Annotated in this window: 24 protein-coding genes; 13 read left to right on the forward strand and 11 right to left on the reverse strand. The window is 65.9% G+C overall.

Annotation, left to right across the window (positions count from 1 at the left end):
• The first annotated feature begins 225 nt into the window (after positions 1-225).
• On the forward strand, positions 226-960 hold the full coding sequence (locus tag XH93_RS43095) for an aminoacyl--tRNA ligase-related protein (protein ID WP_371815089.1): 735 nt from the start codon (positions 226-228) through the stop codon (positions 958-960).
• Positions 843-1,367 (forward strand): His/Gly/Thr/Pro-type tRNA ligase C-terminal domain-containing protein, encoded by a 525-nt coding sequence (locus XH93_RS42360; RefSeq protein WP_371815090.1) that lies wholly within the window; start codon positions 843-845, stop codon positions 1,365-1,367. Before XH93_RS43095 ends, XH93_RS42360 begins: the two co-directional genes overlap by 118 nt.
• Here XH93_RS42360 and XH93_RS19470 read toward each other — a convergent pair.
• From XH93_RS19470 to XH93_RS19485, 4 genes are all read right to left on the reverse strand, one after another.
• Complete coding sequence (locus XH93_RS19470; protein WP_194474785.1) at positions 1,339-1,899, reverse strand: dihydrofolate reductase; 561 nt, start codon at positions 1,897-1,899, stop codon at positions 1,339-1,341. The two genes, XH93_RS42360 and XH93_RS19470, sit on opposite strands and share 29 nt — an antisense overlap.
• 14 nt (positions 1,900-1,913) lie before the next feature.
• Positions 1,914-2,954: a polysaccharide deacetylase family protein gene (locus XH93_RS19475; protein ID WP_194474786.1), complete on the reverse strand. Its 1,041-nt coding sequence runs from the start codon at positions 2,952-2,954 to the stop codon at positions 1,914-1,916.
• A 172-nt stretch (positions 2,955-3,126) separates the two neighbouring features.
• Complete coding sequence (locus XH93_RS19480) at positions 3,127-3,693, reverse strand: glutathione peroxidase (protein WP_194474787.1); 567 nt, start codon at positions 3,691-3,693, stop codon at positions 3,127-3,129.
• A 318-nt stretch (positions 3,694-4,011) separates the two neighbouring features.
• The gene (locus tag XH93_RS19485; protein WP_246799667.1) at positions 4,012-5,610 is read right to left on the reverse strand and encodes a L,D-transpeptidase; all 1,599 of its coding nucleotides are present in this window, start codon (positions 5,608-5,610) and stop codon (positions 4,012-4,014) included.
• Positions 5,611-5,929: 319 nt separating this feature from the next.
• Between XH93_RS19485 and XH93_RS19490 the strand changes: the two genes are divergently transcribed.
• On the forward strand, positions 5,930-6,427 hold the full coding sequence (locus XH93_RS19490; protein ID WP_139862253.1) for a CreA family protein: 498 nt from the start codon (positions 5,930-5,932) through the stop codon (positions 6,425-6,427).
• A 43-nt stretch (positions 6,428-6,470) separates the two neighbouring features.
• On the opposite strand, the gene XH93_RS19495 is transcribed toward XH93_RS19490, so the two are convergent.
• Complete coding sequence (locus XH93_RS19495) at positions 6,471-6,686, reverse strand: hypothetical protein (protein WP_229178279.1); 216 nt, start codon at positions 6,684-6,686, stop codon at positions 6,471-6,473.
• Positions 6,687-6,954: 268 nt separating this feature from the next.
• Here XH93_RS19495 and XH93_RS19500 point away from each other — a divergent pair, with 268 nt between their 5' ends.
• A complete protein-coding gene (locus XH93_RS19500) occupies positions 6,955-7,224 on the forward strand; it encodes a hypothetical protein (protein WP_194475558.1) in 270 nt (89 codons plus the stop codon).
• Positions 7,225-7,281: 57 nt separating this feature from the next.
• The gene (locus XH93_RS19505) at positions 7,282-7,677 is read left to right on the forward strand and encodes a hypothetical protein (RefSeq protein ID WP_194474789.1); all 396 of its coding nucleotides are present in this window, start codon (positions 7,282-7,284) and stop codon (positions 7,675-7,677) included.
• 68 nt (positions 7,678-7,745) lie between these two features.
• Here XH93_RS19505 and XH93_RS19510 read toward each other — a convergent pair whose 3' ends face one another.
• Together XH93_RS19510 and XH93_RS19515 are read right to left on the reverse strand one after the other, a co-directional pair.
• A complete protein-coding gene (locus XH93_RS19510; protein WP_194474790.1) occupies positions 7,746-7,997 on the reverse strand; it encodes a DUF6719 family protein in 252 nt (83 codons plus the stop codon).
• Between the two features lie 41 nt (positions 7,998-8,038).
• Positions 8,039-9,541, reverse strand: a complete 1,503-nt coding sequence (locus XH93_RS19515; RefSeq protein WP_194474791.1) for a PLP-dependent aminotransferase family protein — start codon at positions 9,539-9,541, stop codon at positions 8,039-8,041.
• 72 nt (positions 9,542-9,613) lie between these two features.
• On the opposite strand from XH93_RS19515, the gene XH93_RS19520 reads away from it, so the two are divergent.
• The 5 genes from XH93_RS19520 to kynU all read left to right on the forward strand — a co-directional run bounded on the left by XH93_RS19520 (position 9,614) and on the right by kynU (position 14,719).
• Positions 9,614-10,339 (forward strand): pyridoxamine 5'-phosphate oxidase family protein, encoded by a 726-nt coding sequence (locus tag XH93_RS19520; protein WP_194474792.1) that lies wholly within the window; start codon positions 9,614-9,616, stop codon positions 10,337-10,339.
• Positions 10,340-10,393: 54 nt separating this feature from the next.
• The gene (locus tag XH93_RS19525) at positions 10,394-11,671 is read left to right on the forward strand and encodes an ArgE/DapE family deacylase (RefSeq protein ID WP_194474793.1); all 1,278 of its coding nucleotides are present in this window, start codon (positions 10,394-10,396) and stop codon (positions 11,669-11,671) included.
• A 147-nt stretch (positions 11,672-11,818) separates the two neighbouring features.
• Complete coding sequence (locus XH93_RS19530) at positions 11,819-12,628, forward strand: alpha/beta hydrolase (RefSeq protein WP_194474794.1); 810 nt, start codon at positions 11,819-11,821, stop codon at positions 12,626-12,628.
• 29 nt (positions 12,629-12,657) lie between these two features.
• Positions 12,658-13,494, forward strand: a complete 837-nt coding sequence (kynA, locus tag XH93_RS19535; RefSeq protein WP_194474795.1) for a tryptophan 2,3-dioxygenase — start codon at positions 12,658-12,660, stop codon at positions 13,492-13,494.
• Positions 13,495-13,504: 10 nt separating this feature from the next.
• Entirely contained in the window at positions 13,505-14,719 is a 1,215-nt protein-coding gene (gene kynU, locus XH93_RS19540; protein ID WP_194474796.1) for a kynureninase, read from the forward strand.
• 22 nt (positions 14,720-14,741) lie between these two features.
• Here the strand turns inward: kynU and XH93_RS19545 are convergent, their stop codons facing one another.
• Positions 14,742-15,527 carry a cobalamin-binding protein gene (locus tag XH93_RS19545; RefSeq protein WP_194474797.1) on the reverse strand — a complete coding sequence of 262 codons (786 nt, stop codon included), beginning with the start codon at positions 15,525-15,527 and terminating at the stop codon, positions 14,742-14,744.
• A gap of 183 nt (positions 15,528-15,710) precedes the next feature.
• Here XH93_RS19545 and XH93_RS19550 point away from each other — a divergent pair, with 183 nt between their 5' ends.
• Together XH93_RS19550 and XH93_RS19555 are read left to right on the forward strand one after the other, a co-directional pair.
• Positions 15,711-16,109 (forward strand): PaaI family thioesterase, encoded by a 399-nt coding sequence (locus XH93_RS19550; RefSeq protein WP_194474798.1) that lies wholly within the window; start codon positions 15,711-15,713, stop codon positions 16,107-16,109.
• A 141-nt stretch (positions 16,110-16,250) separates the two neighbouring features.
• Positions 16,251-16,880, forward strand: a complete 630-nt coding sequence (locus tag XH93_RS19555; RefSeq protein ID WP_194474799.1) for a GNAT family N-acetyltransferase — start codon at positions 16,251-16,253, stop codon at positions 16,878-16,880.
• Positions 16,881-17,019: 139 nt separating this feature from the next.
• Here the strand turns inward: XH93_RS19555 and XH93_RS19560 are convergent, their stop codons facing one another.
• From XH93_RS19560 to XH93_RS19570, 3 genes are all read right to left on the reverse strand, one after another.
• Positions 17,020-17,328: a hypothetical protein gene (locus XH93_RS19560; protein ID WP_139484084.1), complete on the reverse strand. Its 309-nt coding sequence runs from the start codon at positions 17,326-17,328 to the stop codon at positions 17,020-17,022.
• A 91-nt stretch (positions 17,329-17,419) separates the two neighbouring features.
• Positions 17,420-17,719, reverse strand: a complete 300-nt coding sequence (locus XH93_RS19565) for a putative quinol monooxygenase (RefSeq protein WP_139484083.1) — start codon at positions 17,717-17,719, stop codon at positions 17,420-17,422.
• 26 nt (positions 17,720-17,745) lie between these two features.
• Complete coding sequence (locus XH93_RS19570; protein ID WP_194474800.1) at positions 17,746-18,432, reverse strand: DUF2161 domain-containing phosphodiesterase; 687 nt, start codon at positions 18,430-18,432, stop codon at positions 17,746-17,748.
• A 151-nt stretch (positions 18,433-18,583) separates the two neighbouring features.
• On the opposite strand from XH93_RS19570, the gene XH93_RS19575 reads away from it, so the two are divergent.
• Complete coding sequence (locus tag XH93_RS19575; RefSeq protein WP_139484081.1) at positions 18,584-18,928, forward strand: hypothetical protein; 345 nt, start codon at positions 18,584-18,586, stop codon at positions 18,926-18,928.
• The last annotated feature ends 5 nt before the right edge of the window (positions 18,929-18,933 follow it).

An 18,933-nucleotide genomic window follows, 5' to 3' on the forward strand; every position in this document is an offset into this window, starting at 1 on the left:
GCTGGATTGACGCCCGAGCGTTTTGCCGCCATATACCGCCCATGAACATGCTTCGCTCAGCCGCTTCGACCACCACCGCGACCGCTTACGGCGGATCGCCTGCTGGTTGCGCGCGCTAGAGACAAGCGTCCTTCACCCAGAAAAGGCCCCGCCGGCGACGGACGGGGCCTTTTCTATGTTTGATGATCCCGTCCGCGCTTGGTCCCATCACAAGGAACTCGAGCCATGGACGATCGCGACCACAGACATCTCGGCGTGCAACTCAAGCTCTGGCACCTCCAGGAGGATGCGCCGGGCATGGTGTTCTGGCATCCGCGCGGCCACGCGATTTACCGGGTGCTGGAGGACTATCTCAGGCGCAAGATGCGCCGCGCCGGCTATGCCGAGGTCCGCACGCCGCAGCTGCTGCCGCAGGCGCTCTGGGCGCGCAGCGGCCACTGGGACAAGTTCGGCGAGCACATGTTCCGCCTCGACGACGGCGACGCGGCGATGGCGCTGAAGCCGATGTCGTGCCCGTGCCATGTGCAGATCTTCAACAAAGGACTGCGCTCGTGGCGCGAGCTACCGATCCGCTATGCCGAGTTCGGCGCCTGCCACCGCAACGAGCCATCGGGCTCGCTGCACGGCATCATGCGGACGCGCGCCTTCGAGCAGGACGACGCCCATGTGTTCTGCCGCAAGGAGGACGTGGAACGCGAAGTCGCAAGCTTCATCGCGCCGGCGACGACGCGACGTGGGACTGGTCGGAGGCGAAGCTTGCCGATGCCGCGCGGCAATGCGGCCTGGAGCCAAAAATCAATCCCGGCGAAGGCGCGTTCTACGGACCGAAGCTGGAATTCGCATTGCGCGACCGGCTCGGCCGATCCTGGCAGTGCGGCACGGTGCAGCTCGACGGGGTGCTGCCGGAGCGGCTCGATGCGTCTTACATCGCGCCTGACGGCAGCCGCGCGCGGCCGCTGATGATCCACCACGCCACCTTCGGATCGCTCGGCCGCATGATCGCGATCCTGCTCGAGCACCATGGAGGCGTGCTGCCGTTCTGGCTGTCGCCGGAGCAGGTCGCGGTGGCGCCGATCTCGAAGGAGCAGGCCGGATACGGTGCCGAGGTGCTGGCCGCGTTCGAGGACGCCGGGATCAGGGCTGTCGCCTATGACGGCGCCGACACGCTGTCGCGGCGTATCGTGGCGGCGCGCGAGATGGCGGTGCCGGTGATGGCCGTCGTCGGCGGACGCGAGATGCGGGACCGAAGGGTGAGCCTGCGCGAGCGCGACGGCGCGCAGGCCGACGTTCCGCTCGCCGAGGCGGTGTCCCGCCTGCAGGCGCGGGCGCGGCCCGGCGCTATCGACCCGCGCGCCGCCACGGCGTGACGCTGACGTCCTGCGCGGCGTCGATCAGCTCGGGCGCGCCGGCGACGAGGCCGTGGGCGGCGAGTATGTCTTGCGGGGTGTGGGCAGGGACGCCGGGGAAGCACGGCTCGCCGTCGGGGATGCGCACGCGCGGCGCGACCGACAGCCAGAAGACGTCGTAGCGGCCCATGAACATGCCGAACACGGCCGGGCCGCCGATGATCGCGGCCATGCCCGAGGTAACGCCGGCCACGCGGCTGGCCTCATCGAACGAACAGCCGGCGGGATTCCACAACAGCGCTTTTGGATTGGACGGATCGGGCGCGGTGGCCGCGACCTTGCGGGTCAGGATGATGCGCCGCCGCTTCGGCGCGTTCGGCTGCTCCTCGCCCGAGTGGCGGCCATGCACGACGAGATCGGCGCGGTCGAGCGCCGCGGTGAAGAACCGCTTGTCGCCCTCGATCTTGAGATCGTCGGGCATCACGTTCGCGGCGTTCGCCAGCCGGCCGTCGGCCGAGACGATGACGAACCCCTCGATACGCAACGCGGCCACTGAAACGGTGCGGCTTACTGATCGACCGTGGTGACGACGCTGTTCACGGGACGCGAGGTCACGGTCGGCAGCTTGACGTCCTTGGCGAGCTCCTGCTCGTACTGCGGCATCACGGTCACCGGGAATTTGGCGCGCATCGCCACCACCTTGTAGCCGCCGGCCTTCAGCTGCTTCAGCAGCTCGGGTAGCGCCTCGGCGGTATGCTTCTGGAAGTCGTGCATCAGGACGATGCCCTTGCCGAGCTTGTTCAGCTTCTTCATCACGGTGTCGATCACCTGCTGCGGCTTGCTCGCCTTGAAGTCGAAGGAGTCGAGATCGCAGGAGAAGATCGCGATGTTGCGGTTGCCGAGATAGGTCACCATCTCCGGCGGATGCTGCAGCGCCGGGAAGCGGAAGAACGGCGACGGCGAGACCTCGAGCGCCCATTTCACCGCGGCGTAGCCGCGCTCGATCTCGTCCTTCTTCTGCTCCTCTGTCAGCTTCTTGTTGTTCAGATTGGCGTGCGACCAGGTGTGGGCGCCGACGGTGTGGCCGGCGGCATACACCTGGCGCAGGATTTCGGGGTGATAGGTCGCGTGCTTGCCGATCGGGAAGAAGATGCCCGTGGTGCATTCATCCGCCAGCGCCTTCAGCACCGCCGGCGTGTTGTTCGGCCACGGACCGTCGTCGAAGGTCAGCACGACCTCCTTGTCGCGCAGGAAGTCGAGTTGCTTGAAATGCTCGAAGCCGAAGCCCGGACCACCCGTGGTGTCGATCTCGACGGTGCGGCCGACGCCAAGCGCGTTCGGATTGTTGCAGGCGGCGCGCGCCGGCTGCGGCGGTTGCTTCGGCGGGATCGGGGCTGCTGCGGCGGCTGGAGCAGCGGCAGCAGGAGCGGGGGCGGCAGCTGCCGGCGCGGCCGCCGGTGCGGCGGTGCCGCCCTTGGCTGCAGCTGCTGGGGCCGCGGCGGCCGGCGCGGGCGCGGCGCCTTTGGCAGGCGGCGTCTGCGACCAGGCTGCACTTGATGCGAGCAACGACACTGTCCCCGCGAAAATCAGACCTGCCGTAATGCGCATGGCGTGTTCCCTGCTGATCGCGCGCCCGGCGCCGGCATCGCCGCGACCGGGACGCTTCTGCCCCCAACCGATCGTACCCTAGTCGGAGCGGCCGCGCCAAGGCAATGAAGGTGGCGGGCTCATGTCCAAAATCCTCGGTGGATCAGTTAATTCCGGGGATTGTCGGCGCTCCTCAGGCGACCGCGAGGGCCCGTGCGATTCCGGTCTTGATGCGGGTGTCTTCGGGCGCAACCTGTTCAGAGAACACGTCGGCGATATAGCCGTCGCGGCCGATCAGGTATTTGTGGAAGTTCCATCGCGGAACATCCTTCGGCCGCGCCTCCGCCGCCCATTTGTAGAACGGATGCGCATTGGCGCCCTTGACCACGGCTTTGGCTGCGATCGGGAAGGTGACGCCGTACTGATGCTGCGCGGTCTCGGCGATCTCGGTCGGACCGCCCGGTTCCTGGCCGCCAAAGTCGTTCGACGGCACGCCGATCATGACAAAACCGCGGTCGCGGAATTCGCTCCACACTTGCTGCAGGCCGGCATATTGCGGCGTGAAGCCACAGAGCGAGGCGGTGTTGACGATCATCATCGGACGGCCGGCATAGTCGGCGAGCCTGATATCGCCGCCCGACAGGGCCGGGAATGAGAAGGCGTAGGCCGTGATCCGGCTGATCGCGGGCTGCTGTGCATGTACACGGGAGCCGGCGGCCGCGGCGAGCCCCGCAATGATCAGTGTCCTGCGGTCGATCATGATCCATGTCCCCGGACGGATTTTGCGAGGGATCATAATCCAGGGGACGGGGCGAAGGACTTCAAGAAGCCGTTATGGCGGGACGGATCTCATTGCCCCCGCCGTCATTGCGAGGCGCGAAGCGACGAAGCAATCCATCGTTCCGCATATGCGGTGCGATGGATTGCTTCGCTCCGCTCGCAATGACGGTGAGGTAATTTAGCGCCGCTGTGTAGCCCGGATGGAGCGTAGCGTAATCCGGGATCGGTCGGTCCGTGGAGAGCGGGCCCCGGATTTCGCTGCGCTGCATCCGGGCTACGGGCTACGCGCTGTGCGCAATTAGCGCAGCGGGACGATGAAGTCGGTGCCTTCGCCGGTCTCGCCGGAATTCACGCCGAGGTCGGAGACGATGATCGATCCGCCGGTGCCGAGCGCTTCGGTGATCCGCGCCATTGCGTCGGCGGGAATGGTGATGCGGTCGAGCGCCGCGGCGGGGCTGTCCGGCTGCGGCTTCGCTTCCACAACTGCGGCGGCCGCGACCTTGCGGCGGCGCGACGAGTGCTCCTCCTCGTCGAGCCGCGCGACATGCCGGGTCGGCAGCGTGACCACGCTCCAGCGCAGCGCATTGGCGTCGGTCTTGTCGGCCTCCGCCGTGAACACATGGGTGCCCAGCGGCCGGTCGCTCGGCGCGATCGTCACCGGCACCTCGAACAGCGGCGCAAAGTTCTGCCGCACATAGAGCTTGGAATCCTTGCGGCTGATGAACACAGCGATCTGACCGGCGCGCTTCGACGTGTCGGCCCGCGCGAGGCCCGGCAGCCGTGCCGTATCCTTCTTGGCGTCGGCGGCATCTGCCGCGGCGGCCGCGGGCTGGTCGGCCGGCTTGGCCGCATCAGCCTTTGCATCAGCTTTCACTGCATCGGTCTTGGCAGCATCGACCTTCGGGGCTTCGGCGACAGCAGGCTTGGCGGCGTCCGCCTTCGGCGCGTCGGCTTTCGCCTCAGCCTGGACGTGATCGTTCGCCGAGACCTCGGGCTTGGCGGCATTGGTCGTGGCCGTGATCGAGGATTCGCCGACCGTCCTGTCGTCAGCGTTGGAGATCGGCTTCTCGGTGGCGGCGGAGGAGGCATCCGACATCGTCGCCGACGCGCGTGCGTTGCTGGCATCGGCGGTGTGGGTGTTGTCGCGCAGCGAGGCGGGGACGGCGTGATCGATGCTGGTGCGCAGGTCGAGCCGGGTCTCGGGCTTCTCCACGCCCTTGTCGCTCTTCACCCCGAGCGGCGCATCCATCTTCAGGACTTCGACGGCGACCGGCACGACCTTCTGCGTCGCCAGCAGCGGATGCGAAAAACTCTCGGGCGAGAGCTCGCCGGGCGTGATGATCACGCGGGCGCCCATCCGCGTCCAATTGTACATCTTGATCGCGAATGCATTGGGCATCCGGATGCAGCCATGCGAGGCGGGATAGCCGGGCAGCACGCCGGCATGCATCGCCACGCCCGACCAGGTGATGCGCTGCATGAACGGCATCGGCGCGCCGCTATAGATGTTGGAGCGGTGGAATTTCTGTTTCTGGATGACGCTGAAGATGCCCATCGGGGTCGAGTGGCCCTTCATGCCGGTCGACACCGGGCTCTCGGCATACAGGCCTTTGCTGTCGTAGACCCGCACCCTCTGCTGGTCGATCGAGATCGCGATCACCAGCGGGCCCTGCGGCTTGCTGCCGGCCTCCTTCTCGACCAGCGCATCCTTTTTGGCCGGATTGCGCCGTACCTTCTGCCGGTGCGGCCGCGGCATCGGCTCGGGCTGCGCGTAGTAGACGTTGTCGTAGCCGTTCCAGTAATAGGCCGCCGCATCGGCCGGCGAGGAGACGGCGATGGTGCCCGCCGCCGTCAGAATCGCAAATTGCCAAAACCGCTGATTGGCGAAATCAAGCATCGAAATCCGACGTCCGCGCGCGCTCATATTCCCAATCCCAGTCCAACTATCTCTTGGTTGTCGCAGACGCGGATTGCGTTCACCAGCGCCAGCGATCTAACCCTTCCGTGAGGGAGATTTTTTCAGGAAAAGCGTAACAAAAAAGCCTCACATAAGGTTAAAGCGCAGGCCGCGATCGCCGACCTGTCAGCGCCTTCCTGTGCAGCGTTTGCGCAACTAAATAGGCGGCGACCCATCCACGGAGACCTTCATGACATCGGGACTACGAAATGTGAGCTTGTGTGACGTGTTGTCTCGATGCGGATGCGCGGTGCTGGTCCTGGTCGTGGCGCTGCTGGCACTGGCGCCGGCCGGTCCCGCCGCGGCAGCGGACGAACCTGATCTGATCTTCCGCCGCTCGACGGTGTTCAAATGGCTGAGTCCCAACGACAAGCTTGCGACCTATGCCGTCGACGACCCCGAGGTCGAGGGCGTGGCCTGTCATTTCACGGTGCCGGAGAAGGGCGGCTTCAAGGGCTGGCTTGGCCTGGCCGAGGAAGTCTCTGATATCTCGCTGGCTTGCCGGCAGATCGGGCCGATCCGCTTCAAGGACAAGATGGGCCAGGGCGACGACATGTTCAGCAAGCGCCGCTCGCTATTCTTCAAGAAGATGCAGATTGTCCGTGGCTGCGACGCCAAGCGCAACGTGCTGGTCTACATGGTCTATTCGGACCGACTGATCGAGGGCTCGCCGAAGAACTCGACCTCGTCGGTGCCGATCATGCCGTGGGGCACGAGCGACGCCGCCGTACAGAAGTGCGGCGAGTTCATTCAGTAGCTATTACAGCGGCTTGGGCTGTGAAGCTGAAGCGGCGGGCGAGTTAGCTTTTGGTCTCGCCGAACTGCTTCGCACGGATGTTGAAGTCAGGCCGGACGCCGTTGTCGCGGCAGCCGACGAGGCGGACCAGCTTCTGCGGCGCGCACTCATTGTCGCCCATCACAAGCGTGCCTTGCTGCGGCATCGCTGCGGCCATCTGCTGCTGGCCGGGCTTGCGGGTTGCGGATTGCTGACCAACACCGGTGCTGCCATTGCCCATACCTGACATCCTTCGTTGGATTGGTGGACCTCCACAACGTAGCACGGCGGCGATGGTTGCACGATGCCGAAGTGAGTCGGCGGCCGCGTGGCACGTTTCATCGCCTGCGCGCCGTACCCCAAGACCTCTCCGCGCCGGCCGGGGTTAACCAAAGCCGGCTTTGCCTCGGTCCCCAGGGACCGATCGGCAGTGCGGGAGCGATCACTGAAAACATTGGTGTTTTTCGGCCAATGTTTCATCCGGCAACATCGGACGAAACAATTCTCGGGTGGATGAAACCATTTTCCACTTTTGGTGCAGAACTCCGGAAACGGCCAATCGTTATCAAACCGCCAACAAGACGGCGGCAACGCCCGTCACAATCGCGGAGACAGTCAAAATGCGGACGATCAGCTTCATCCTCGCCTTCGCCTTCGTGATGGCTGGTTCGTCCATGGCAGGCTCCCCGGAAAATGGTCTGCCCGGCATCGGCACCTTCTCCTACAACGGCACGCCGATCGCGACCCCGGCGCCGATGGTGGTGGCTGCGGCCAACTGACCGCCACAACCGATCCAACCGACTTGCCGATAAGAGACCTGTCGAAAAAGGCCCCGCATGTTGTTCCGAATTTGCTCCGCAGCGATCTTCGCGCTCCCCTTCGCAACCAACGCACAGGCCCAGGCGCAGCTTCCGCTGGAGTCGATGCAGATCCGCTCGCTGTTCAGGATGCCCGAGCCGCGCGACGAATTCGTGCGCCAGTGCGCGCCCCACATGCTCGGCCGCTGGGCGCATCCCGAGGCGGTGTGCGGCTGCCTGCATGATCATGCCGCGGCCTCGGTCGAAGACCCGGATCTGCGCCAGGCGCTGCTGCGCGGCATCAGCGAGACCGGCGTGCCGACGATCGAGACCGCCTGGGTGCCGGCGTCGAAACAGGGCGAGATCGGCCCGACCTTCACCAAGATCGCCAAGCCGACGCTGCAATGCATGTTCGAGCCGATGGCCTCGAACTGATCGCGGCTCCCGATTGCGATGCTGACCGGCGCCTCGCGAAAGCGGGGCGTTTTACTTTTTGGCGAGATTTACTTTTTGGCGAGACGCGGCACGCAGCTGCGGGCGCGCTCGACGCCGATCTGGCTGAGCTTGGCGCCGACGACCTGCTTGATCTGTCCGGCGGGGCAGGACCCGTCATCGACCAGCACGCGCTGGCCGACGCGTAGATCCACAATGTCGGCCTCGCGCATCACGGCATGCTGCGCGAAGGCGGGCGCACTCGTTACGAAAAGTGCGAGCGCGGCGATAACGGGATACGGGACGTTGCGAGGGGCGGGCATCCAGCATCTCCGTGGCGCACCGATGGACGCGGCGACCTTAGTCAGCTGGTCGCGATTCTCATAGGGTGCCGCGATCTCGCTGAGGTCTTGCGCGCCGCGCGCAAGGCGGCCAGCGACGCCTTCGCCAATTGTTCCGCCGACGCGACGAGTTGCGGAACCGGATGGCCGGAAAAGCCGAGCACGAATCCCGGCAGCGGCCGGGCGCGATGATAGGTCTCGGCGAGCAGCCAGCCGCCGACGCCGGCTCTTGCCTTAGCCTCGGCTGCAACGCGCGGATCGGTCGATGGATCGAGCCGCGCGACGAGGTGCAGGCCCTGCGAGGGGACCGGAACCGTGAGCTCGCCGTTGGATGCACTGCTGAGCGTCGACGCCAGCACGTCACGCGCCTCGCGGTAGCGCTTGCGCGCCTGGCGCAGATTGGCGGCGAAGGCGCCGGAGTTCAGCATGTCGGCGACCGCGCCTTCCATCAGCGTCGCCGGAAAGCGGTCGAGCGCGGCACGCGCCGCCGTCACGGGTCCGATGAGCGCTTCGGGCAGGGCGCAGTAGCCGATCCGCAATCCCGGGAACAGCGTCTTGGCAAAGGTGCCCATGTAGATCACGCGGCGCAGATGATCGATGCCGGCGAGCGACAGCAGCGGCGCGCCATCATAGCGGAACTCGCTGTCGTAATCGTCCTCGAACACGAAGGCGTCGGCGTCGCGGGCCCAGTCCAGCAGCTCGAGCCGGCGCGGCATCGACATCTGCACGCCGAGCGGAAACTGGTGCGACGGCGTGACATAGGCGGCGCGAGCGGCCGCTGCCGATGCGCGGCCCTTGTCGACGCGCATGCCCGACGCATCGACCGGCACTGACACCGGGCGGTAGCCGCAATGCTCGATCGCGCGCCGTGCCGCCGGATAGCCGGGATCCTCGCACCAGACCTGGTCGCCGGGCTTGAGGATCGCCCCTAACACGATGCGCAGCGCGTGCAACGTGCCCGACGCCAGCATGATCTGGTCGGGATCGCAGCGCAGCCCGCGCGCCGACAGCAAATGATCGGCGATCGCGGCGCGCAACTCGCTGCTGCCGCGCGGATCGCCGTAATGGAGATGCTCCGGCCCGAAGGCGCGCAGGCGCCTTCCGGCAAAGGCGCGAAACCGCTGCAGCGCGCGCTCGTCGATATGGGTGCAGCCGAGCGACAGCGCGTCGTGCTGCGGCGGCTCGATCGCGATCTTCGCTTGGCGCGGCGCGCCGGCCTGCGCCGGGATGCGCGCGGCGACGAAGGTGCCCGAGCCGACCGTCGCCTCGGCAAAACCGTCGGCGATCAGGCGCTCATAGGCCGTGGTGACGGCGTTGCGGCGGAAGCCGGTCTGTTTGGCCAGCATGCGCGACGGCGGCAGCGGTTCGCCCGGCTTGACCAGGCCGCCGACGATGGCGTGGCACAGCGCCTGATAGAGCCGCTGCTGCGAGGCCGCGCCTGGCGCGACGTGGGGCCCTGAGAGGTCGAGCGGCAGCTCGGCCTTGCGCGGCGAGGGCCTTGCAGAATTGGTCGGAATTTTTCGCATGGAATTGGCACTATCGCAGACCAAATGGGCCGCTACAACTCTCGACAGATTCCAATTTCGCGAGGCATTGCCGTGACCGAAGGCGCATCCACTCCGTCCTACCCGACCTCGTCCCGCAACCGGGTGAAGCGCCGCCACGACCGCGGCTTCTATGACCACACCACCGTGCACAGAATTCTGGACGCCTCGATGCTGTGCCACGTCTCCTACGTGATCGACGGCCAACCCTATTGCACGCCGACCTTCTTCTGGCGCGAGGGCACGAAACTGTACTGGCACGGCTCCAGCGCCAGCCGGATGCTGGAGAACCAGTCGGAGGGGCAGCGCGTCTGCCTCACGGTCGCGCATCTCGACAGCCTGGTGCTGGCGCGCTGCGGCTTCAACCATTCCGCCGACTACCGCGCGGTGATGGCGTTCGGCACGGCGTATCTCGTCACCGACTCCGAGGAGAAGGAACGTGCGATCGTCGCGATGGTCGACCGCTTCTTTCCCGAGCGCACCGCGAGCTTGCGGCCGAGCAACAAGCAGGAAGTCAAGGCGACCTCGTTCATCGCGATGGAGATCGAGGAAGCCTCGGCAAAAATTCGCGCCAAGGGCGTCGCCGATGATGACGAGGATTACGAGTTGCCGATCTATGCCGAGCGCATCCCGGTGCGCACCGTGCTCGGCGCGCCGGAGCCGTGTCCGCGGCTGCTCGACGGCGTGACGCGGCCGAAAACGCTCGATGGCTACTCGGAGGGCCGCCTGCTCGACGATGCATTGCGGGAAGCCTATTTTGCGCATTACCCCGCCGAGTGAAATCGGGTTACGCTGCGGCTCCCGCCTTTCTGAAATCCGCGATGGAGCTGCCGCATGACTGCCGACGTCCAACAACGAATCCTTGCCGCCGTTGACGAAGGGTTCGATGCGCAGCTTGCGACCACGCAGGCGTTTGTCGCGATCCCCTCGACCCGCGGCGCCGAGGGTCCGTGCCAGGACATGATCGGCGACCTCTTGCGCGAGCGCGGCTACGAGGTCGACGACTGGCACATCAATCTCGACGAGCTGAAGGGCCTGCGCGGCTTTGGGCCGATCGAGCACGATTTCTCCAAGGCGCGCACCGTGGTCGGCACCTACCGGCCGGCCACCAACGCCGGAAAGTCGCTGATCCTGCAGGGCCACTGCGACGTGGTGCCGACCGGGCCGCTCGACATGTGGGAGACGCCGCCCTTTGCGGCCGCCATCAAGGACGGCAAGATGTACGGCCGCGGCGCCTGCGACATGAAGTCGGGCACCATCGGCGCGCTCTATGCGCTGGACGCGATCAGGAAGGCCGGCCTGAAGCCGACGGCGCGGATCCATTTCCAGTCGGTGATCGAGGAGGAGAGCACCGGCGTCGGCGCGCTCTCGACCCTGCAACGCGGCTATCGCGCCGATGCCTGCTTCATCCCGGAGCCGACCAGCGGCACGATGATCCGCTCACAGGTCGGCGTGATCTGGTTTCGCCTGAAAGTGCGCGGTTTTCCGGTGCATGTGTTCGAGGCCGGCGCCGGCTCCAACGCCATCATGGCCGCCTATCATCTGGTGCACGCGCTGGAGAAGCTCGAGATCGCCTGGAACGAGCGCGCCAAGGCCGATCGTCACTTCAAGGACGTCAATCATCCGATCAACTTCAATCCCGGCATCATCAAGGGCGGCGACTGGGCCTCCAGCGTGCCGGCCTGGTGCGATGTCGACTGCCGCATCGCGGTGCTGCCGGGCTGGTCGATCGCCGAGTGCCAGAAGGAGATTCTGGCCTGCGTCTCGGCCGCGGCGCGCGACCACCGCTTCCTCTCCAACAACCCGCCGCAGGTGGAATGGTCGGGCTTTCTGTCCGAGGGCTATGAACTGGTGAATTCCGAAGCGCCGGAGGCGGCGTTCGCCAGGGCGCATCAGGCGGTCTATGGCGGCGCGGTGGAAGACCGCGCCTTCACGGCGCTGACGGATACCCGCTTCTACGGGCTGAACTACAACATCCCGAGCCTGTGCTTCGGCGCCACGGGTGCCGCGATGCACGGCTTCAACGAATATGTCGAGCTCGACTCGCTGCGGCAGTCGACCAAGGCCACCGCGCTGTTCATCGCGGAATGGTGCGGGGTGGAGAAGGCGTAGCGTCGTCGTCCCGCGGGCGCGGTGTTCCACGGGTGCTTCGCCCGAGTGGCGTGCGTCGATGCTTTAGGTTTAAAATAAAGGCTGGGCGGTGAGCCCGGCCCGTGGCAATGTGCTGCCCGAGCACCGTCGAGTCCTCGGGGAGCCACCATGCGCGATTGGGATGATAGCTACGCCAACTCGGCGCACATACCGGGATCGGACAAGCTGCCGGCGTGGTGGGCGGAGCGCGCGGCCGCCTATCGCGCTCGCCTCAAATCATTCAAGCCCGATATCGCCTACGGACCGGGCGAGCGGCAGCGTCTCGATCTGATCCTGCCGGACGGCGCCAGCAAGGGCCTGGTCGTGTTCGTCCACGGCGGCTACTGGATGCGGTTCGACAAATCGTCATGGACCGATCTCGCGGAAGGCGCGCGAAGCCATGGCTGGACGGTGGCGCTGCCGAGTTACACGCTGGCACCGGCCGCCCGCATCTCCGAGATGACAGCCGAGATCGCCGCGGCGATTGCCTCGGCTGCGGCGCAGGTCTCCGGTCCGATCAGGCTCGCAGGCCATTCCGCAGGCGGCCATCTCGTCACCCGCATGCTGTGTGATGACGATCGGCTCGAGGCTGCGGTCTACGACAGGATCGCGGCGACGCTGTCGATCAGCGGTCTGCATGATCTGCGGCCGCTGCTGAAGACAAAAATGAACGACACGCTCGGGATGAGCATCGACGAGGCAACGCGCGAAAGCGCCGCCTTGCGGCTGCCGCGCGGGCAATCGCCGCTCACCGCCTGGGTCGGCGGCAACGAGCGTCCGGAGTTCATCCGCCAGGCAGAGTTGATGGCCAACATCTGGACCGGCTTCGACGTCGACACCCGCCTCGTCGTCGAGGCCGGGCATAACCATTTTACCGTTGTCGACGGGCTGAAGGATCCATCCTCCGCCATTACAAGATGCCTTGTCGGCCTTGATTGAGCGCCGCGATCCGTTTGGAAGGAGGTCTCATGAGCAGCAACTACGATCCCGCGAGCGAGGGCGCCGAGACCGAGTTTGCCCGCAAGATGTCGTATGGCGACTATCTGCACCTCGACGCGCTGCTCGGCGCCCAGCATCCGCTGTCGGATTCGCATGACGAGATGCTGTTCATCATCCAGCATCAGACCTCCGAATTGTGGATGCGGCTCGCCATCCACGAGCTGCGCGCCGCCAGGCATGCCATTGCGAGCGACGAGGTGGCGCCGGCGATGAAGATGCTGGCGCGCGTCTCGCGCATTTTCGAGCAGTTGAACAACGCCTGGGACGTGCTGCGCACCATGACGCCCAGCGAATACACCCGTTTCCGTTCGCGGCTCGGGCAGTCCTCGGGCTTCCAGTCGTTTCAGTACCGGCTGATCGAATATCTGCTCGGCAATCGCAACGAAGCGATGCTGAAGCCGCACGCGCACGATGCCGAGGTGATGGCGTTGCTCGAGGCCGAGCTCGCCACGCCGAGCCTTTATGACGAGGTGCTGCGGCTGGCCGACCGCAAGGGGCTGACGATGCCCGCGGCCGTGCTGTCACGCGACGTGCGCGAAACCCATCGCTTCGACGAGGGCGTGCTGCAGGCCTGGCGCCGCGTCTATGAGGCTCCCGAACCGAACTGGATGCTCTACGAGCTCGCCGAGAAGCTGGTCGACTTCGAGGATTATTTTCGCCGCTGGCGCTTCAATCACGTGACGACGGTGGAACGCGTCATCGGCTTTAAGCGCGGCACCGGCGGCACCGGTGGGGTCAGCTATCTCAAGCGGATGCTGGAGGTCGAGCTGTTTCCCGAGTTGTGGCGCGTCCGCACCATCCTTTGAGCGAGGAGCCATGACCGAAGCGACATCGCAACTGCGGGTCTACCACGACACCAGGGCCATGTTCCATCTGCCCGCTGGTGTGGTCTATCTCGACGGCAACTCGCTCGGTGCGCTGCCGCTCGGCGCTGCCGGCCGGGTGGCGCATGTCATCACGGCGGAGTGGGGCGATGAACTGATTCGCGCCTGGAACACCGCCGGCTGGTACGTGCAGCCACGCCGCGTCGGCGATCGCATCGCGCGCCTGATCGGCGCCGAGCCTGGCACGGTGATGATGGGCGACACGCTGTCGCTCAAGGTCTATCAGGCGCTTGCCTCCGCGCTCGACATGAACCGCGAGCGCAAGGTCATCCTCTCCGACAGCGGCAACTTCCCGACCGATCTCTATATGGCGGAGGGGCTGATCGCGACGCTCGGGCGCGGCCATCAATTGCGGCTGGCGGAGCCGGAGCAGGTCGAGGCCGCGCTGTCCGACGACGTTGCGGTGCTCTATTTGACCGAGGTGGACTACCGCAGCGGACGCCGCCACGACATGAAGGCGCTGACCGCGAAGGCGCATGCGCTCGGCATCGTCACGGTCTGGGATCTCGCGCATTCGGCCGGCGCATTGCCGGTCGACCTCGCCGGAGTCGGCGCCGATTTCGCCGCCGGCTGCACCTACAAATATCTCAATGGCGGCCCCGGCGCGCCGGCCTTCCTCTACGTCGCGCCGCGCCATGCCGATCAGGCGCGTGCCGCGCTGTCGGGCTGGATGGGGCACGCAAAGCCGTTCGCCTTCGATCTCGGTTATCAGCCTGCCGGCGGCGTCGAGCGCATGCGCGTCGGCACGCCGCCGGTGCTGGCGATGGCTGCGCTCGAGGCATCGCTCGACATCTGGGACCGCGTCGACATCGGCGAAGTCCGCGCGCGCTCGCTGGCGCTCGGCGACTTGCTGATCGATGAGCTCGCCCGGCGCTGCCCGTCGCTCAAGCTGGTGACGCCGCGCCCGCATGAGCAGCGCGGGTCGCAAGTTTCATTTGCCTTCGCAGGCGGCTATGCCGCGATGCAGGCGCTGATCGCGCGCGGCGTGATCGGCGATTTCCGGGCGCCCGATATCATGCGCTTCGGCATCACGCCGCTCTATATCGGTGAAGCCGAGGTGATGAGGGCCGCCGAGATCATCGAGGAGGTGATCAATGGCGAGCTGTGGCGCCGGCCGGAACATCAGGTCGTGAATGCGGTGACGTGAGCAGCCAGGCGGCTTGGAGCAGTCACTGCTGCGGCCACAACGCCTGCACGATCGCGTCGAGCCCGACGGTCAGCGCGGCCGGGCCGGGCTGCAGGATGATCGGCGACTTGATCTCGACGATACGGTTGTTGCGCACCGCCGGAATATCGCTCCAGCCGTCGCGCGCCCTGATGCGGTCGGGCACGACCTTCTTGCCGCACCAGGATGCCAGGATCACGTCGGGCGCCGCCGCGCGCACGACATCCGGCGCGATGATGCGATCCCTGGCCGCCTTCTGCGCCCGCAGATGCGGCAGCACGTCCTCGCCGCCGGCGATCTCGATCAGCTCGGACACCCAGCCGATGCCGCTGATCAGGGGATCGTCCCATTCCTCGAAATAGACTTTTGGGCGCGGCCCGGGCCGCGGCGTCGCCGCGATCTCGGCCAGCCGGAGCTCGAACCGTTGCGCCAGCTGGTCGGCGCGGTCGGCGGCGCCGACCATCGCACCGAGGGTGCGGATCATCGCAAAAATGCCGGCGAGGTCGCGCTGGTTGAAGACGTGGACGGCGACGCCGGCACGGATGAGGTCGGCGACGATGTCCGCCTGCAGGTCGGAGAAGGCGAGCACGAGGTCGGGATCGAGCGCGAGGATCTTTGGAATATCGGCGGAGATGAAGGCCGAGACGCGCGGCTTCTCGCGTCGCACCTGTGGCGGTCGCACCGCATAGCCGGAGACGCCGACGATGCGGTCCTGCTCGCCGAGCAGGTACAGCGTCTCGACCGTCTCCTCGGTCAGGCAGACGATCCGGCGGGGAGGGAAGTCGCGCATCGAGTCCATATGCAGACTTGGCGGCGCGTTGTCATGGGGGCGATAAGGTTATGGCCGCCATTACCTCACACGTCATTGCCGGGCTCGACCCGGCAATCCATCATGCCAAGAAAGCTCTTGCGAAGGGTGATGGATATGCGGGTCAAGCCCACGTACGACGCCCGGAGAAAACCGGAGGACCTGATGACGCCGCTCGAAAAGATCCAGTCGATGAAGATGCCGTTTGCGGAACTGAAGGGCATCACCTTCACCGAGGCCGATAAGGATCGCGTGGTCGCCAGAATGCTGGTTCGGCCGGATCTCTGCACCCTCCATCACACCATTCACGGCGGCGCCGTGATGGCGCTGGCCGACTCGGTCGGCGCCGCCGCCACCGTGATCAACCTGCCGGAGGACGCCAAGGGCACCACGACCCTGGAGAGCAAGACCAACTTCATTGGCGGCGCCAAGGAGGGAACCACGGTCATCGCCACCGCCACCCCGGTCCACCGCGGGCGGCGGACCCAAGTCTGGCAGACCCGGCTGGAAACCGAGGATGGCAAGCTGGTTGCGCTCGTGACTCAAACGCAAATGGTATTATAGTGAGGCATTCAATCTGAGTTCCCGATCACCTTATGGTGTACTTAAATGAATCTGAATACTTGAATTATATGGTGCGACGCACAATATAGAGCCTGCTAGGGACTCGACGCCTCCTCGAGGGCTACCAAGAGGAGTTATGAAATGAACCGCAATTCCATCCGTTCGACCTCCCTCAAGGGTACGGTCCGGACGTTGAGCCAGCAGGAGGAACTTCCTCTGCTGCGCGATCATCTGCTGAGGCTGGACAAGACCAGCCGGCATGACCGCTTTCATGGCTTCATCGATGACAGTTTCATCGGCCGTTATGCCGAGCGGTGCGCCAATGACGGCACCGTCATCATCGCCTATTTCGAGGACGGCGTGGTCCGCGGCGCGGCCGAGCTGCATCCGCCGGAGCAGTCGCCGGACGCCCAGCCCGAGATCGCCTTCAGCGTGGAACGCTCGGTCCGGCGCAAGGGCGTCGGCAGCATCCTGTTCCGCAAGCTGATCGCGGAGGCGCATGCCAAGGGCTACACCAATTTGCGCATCACCACCGGTGCGCAGAACGACGCGATGCGGGCGCTCGCCACCAAGTTCGGTGCGCAGCTGACGTTCCGTCACGGCGAATCGACCGGCAGCATCGACCTGACCGAGCAGAGCCAGCCCGAACCGGCGCCGGCTGCGGCTCCGGCCGCGGTCACGCCGGTCGAGGCCGCGCGCGCGATCGTCGACATGAACCGCGCCTATTGGCGGATGGTGATGCAGATGTCCGGCTGGGGCCGCGCGGCCTGAGCGGATTGTTGAGCACAGAAAACAAAAAGGGCAACTCGCTCAGCGAGTTGCCCTTTCTTTTTCAACGATCGGTTGGTTTGCTTCATGCATGATCCGGAAAAGTGCGAGGCGGTTTTCCGACCAAGATCACGCTCAAACTTCAGGTGCCGGTGCGCTTGGCGGGCAGGATGCGGCGGACCACGCGGCGCTCGACCACGACGGAGCGCTGCGCGCCCTGTTCGCCGGCGATCACGCGGGTCGCGGTGCCGGTACGGGCGCTGACGCGCGCGGTCTTCTTCACCTCGGCCAGCACCTCGTCATAGGGCAGACCCATCAGCGCCGAAGCGATCTCAGCCTGGGCTTCCACGTCCTCGGTGATGCCGACGGCCGCGAAGATTGCCTCTTCCAGCGTCGGCGGATCGTGCCGCACGCGCCGTGTGCCGTACTTGGTGTTCCAGTCTCCGCTCATCGCAGCCTCATCTTTGAATCGCGGGGAGATACGTAAGGTGCCCAATGTTGCATTGCAATATGAATGTGGGATGGCAATCCAGCCATGCAAGCTAAAGTCTCTCAATCTTGTGAGCGTCATAAAGTTCGATGGCGGCGGCGCTTGCCGCGAGTGATTGCAAGGAGCGGACGAATTCGCGCGAGGCGGGGACTGCAAAATGGGCAGCCAGCGCGGCGCGGTCGGCCCATTGCTCGAAAAACACCAGCCTGAGCGGGTTCTCGCAATCGACATGGACCGCGTGCGAGATGCAGCCGGGCTCGCCGCGCGAGCGATGGACGTGCTCGAGGCTGAGCCGGCGGACTTCGTCGAAGCTGTCGGGGCGGGCGGTGACGCTTCCGGTGACGACGATCATGACGGTCCCCCAATGCGTGTTGTGGATTACGGTGTGGCTGCCGCCGCGTCTCTCAGCTCGACCGGCTGCTGCGGCCAGCGTTTCAGCGCGGCGCGGCCGGCGTCAGTCAGCACATAGATGCCGCGCTCGGCCCGATCGAACCAGCCATAGACATTGTGCAGCAGGATCTTGCCCGCGTCGGGAATGGCGGCGCGCAGCTCGCGCACCGGCCGCGGACCATCCGACAGCGCCGAGGCGCAGGCCAGCGCCTGCTGCCGGTACGCGGTCATGATCGGCGCGCGGGTCGAGCCGCCCTCTACCGGATCGCCCTTGCGCTTCTGGTGCTCGGCGATCAGCCGTGAGCGCTTCTTGGGATTGCGCCTGATCGCTGCGGTCGGCGGCTTCACCAGCACCGCGACATCGCCGGTGGCGGTAACGCCGAGCATGCCGAAGCCGAGCCGGCGGCACAGATTGCGATAGCGCGCATCGCTCTCGCGGCCCTTGCCGCGGGCGGAGATTTTTGCCGCGATCCAGACCTCGTCGGCGGCGGCGGCGCGGTCGACCGCCTGCAGAATCAGTTCGAGATTGAAGGCAAGCTTGAGTTCCCCGACCACGACCACCGGCGGATCGCCGTCGCTCAGCGCCACCAGATCGCAGCCGCCGATCTCGCCCTTGACCGTGAAGCCGAGCTTTTCGAGAAAGCGTTTGACGGGCAGATAAAGCGCGGTTTCCAACGGCAGGCTCCGGCGGCGCCTTCGGCCGCGACTCATCGCAGCAGCATAGCCCGGAATGGGGGCTCCCGACCCCTCCGGAATTTGCCCACCCCGAATTGCTCAAGTCACGGCCAAACGGCTATTGTCCGGCCGGGACAAGGCGCGTCACTCCATGATCCGGAACGGGCTCTATCACATCACCGTCGAATTCCTCGATGGCGTCACGGGCGGCAACCAGGGCGTCATGGTGGTGCGTGACGGCCAGCTGCGCGGCGGCGACTCGTTCTTTTTCGCCTATGGCAGCTACACGGCCGACAACGGCAAGTGGAAGGGGGAGGTCACCAACCAGGAGCACTCGCCGACCTATGGCGAGCGCCCGGTGTGGGAACGCAAGATCGTCACCATCGGATTTACCGGCACCTATACCGACGAGACCGCTGAAAGCGAGGGCATCGCGCTCGCCGGCAAGCAGAGCATCCGCTTCAGGTCGAAGCTGCGGCTGCTGATACCCGACTGATCGCG

The sequence above is a fragment of the Bradyrhizobium sp. CCBAU 51753 genome (assembly GCF_015291565.1).
Taxonomy (GTDB): domain Bacteria; phylum Pseudomonadota; class Alphaproteobacteria; order Rhizobiales; family Xanthobacteraceae; genus Bradyrhizobium; species Bradyrhizobium ivorense.

What these genes read in the sequence shown, in the direction of transcription:
- XH93_RS19555 (WP_194474799.1), top strand. Translation starts at nt 16,251, where the DNA reads ATGAACCGCAATTCCATCCGTTCGACCTCCCTCAAGGGTACGGTCCGG.
- XH93_RS19545 (WP_194474797.1), bottom strand. Translation starts at nt 15,527, where the DNA reads ATGCGCGACTTCCCTCCCCGCCGGATCGTCTGCCTGACCGAGGAGACG.
- XH93_RS19525 (WP_194474793.1), top strand. Translation starts at nt 10,394, where the DNA reads ATGACTGCCGACGTCCAACAACGAATCCTTGCCGCCGTTGACGAAGGG.
- kynA (WP_194474795.1), top strand. Translation starts at nt 12,658, where the DNA reads ATGAGCAGCAACTACGATCCCGCGAGCGAGGGCGCCGAGACCGAGTTT.
- XH93_RS43095 (WP_371815089.1), top strand. Translation starts at nt 226, where the DNA reads ATGGACGATCGCGACCACAGACATCTCGGCGTGCAACTCAAGCTCTGG.
- XH93_RS19495 (WP_229178279.1), bottom strand. Translation starts at nt 6,686, where the DNA reads ATGGGCAATGGCAGCACCGGTGTTGGTCAGCAATCCGCAACCCGCAAG.
- XH93_RS19475 (WP_194474786.1), bottom strand. Translation starts at nt 2,954, where the DNA reads ATGCGCATTACGGCAGGTCTGATTTTCGCGGGGACAGTGTCGTTGCTC.
- XH93_RS19575 (WP_139484081.1), top strand. Translation starts at nt 18,584, where the DNA reads ATGATCCGGAACGGGCTCTATCACATCACCGTCGAATTCCTCGATGGC.
- kynU (WP_194474796.1), top strand. Translation starts at nt 13,505, where the DNA reads ATGACCGAAGCGACATCGCAACTGCGGGTCTACCACGACACCAGGGCC.
- XH93_RS19515 (WP_194474791.1), bottom strand. Translation starts at nt 9,541, where the DNA reads ATGCGAAAAATTCCGACCAATTCTGCAAGGCCCTCGCCGCGCAAGGCC.
- XH93_RS19505 (WP_194474789.1), top strand. Translation starts at nt 7,282, where the DNA reads ATGTTGTTCCGAATTTGCTCCGCAGCGATCTTCGCGCTCCCCTTCGCA.
- XH93_RS19485 (WP_246799667.1), bottom strand. Translation starts at nt 5,610, where the DNA reads ATGCTTGATTTCGCCAATCAGCGGTTTTGGCAATTTGCGATTCTGACG.
- XH93_RS19510 (WP_194474790.1), bottom strand. Translation starts at nt 7,997, where the DNA reads ATGCCCGCCCCTCGCAACGTCCCGTATCCCGTTATCGCCGCGCTCGCA.
- XH93_RS19565 (WP_139484083.1), bottom strand. Translation starts at nt 17,719, where the DNA reads ATGATCGTCGTCACCGGAAGCGTCACCGCCCGCCCCGACAGCTTCGAC.
- XH93_RS19550 (WP_194474798.1), top strand. Translation starts at nt 15,711, where the DNA reads ATGACGCCGCTCGAAAAGATCCAGTCGATGAAGATGCCGTTTGCGGAA.
- XH93_RS19530 (WP_194474794.1), top strand. Translation starts at nt 11,819, where the DNA reads ATGCGCGATTGGGATGATAGCTACGCCAACTCGGCGCACATACCGGGA.
- XH93_RS19560 (WP_139484084.1), bottom strand. Translation starts at nt 17,328, where the DNA reads ATGAGCGGAGACTGGAACACCAAGTACGGCACACGGCGCGTGCGGCAC.
- XH93_RS19480 (WP_194474787.1), bottom strand. Translation starts at nt 3,693, where the DNA reads ATGATCGACCGCAGGACACTGATCATTGCGGGGCTCGCCGCGGCCGCC.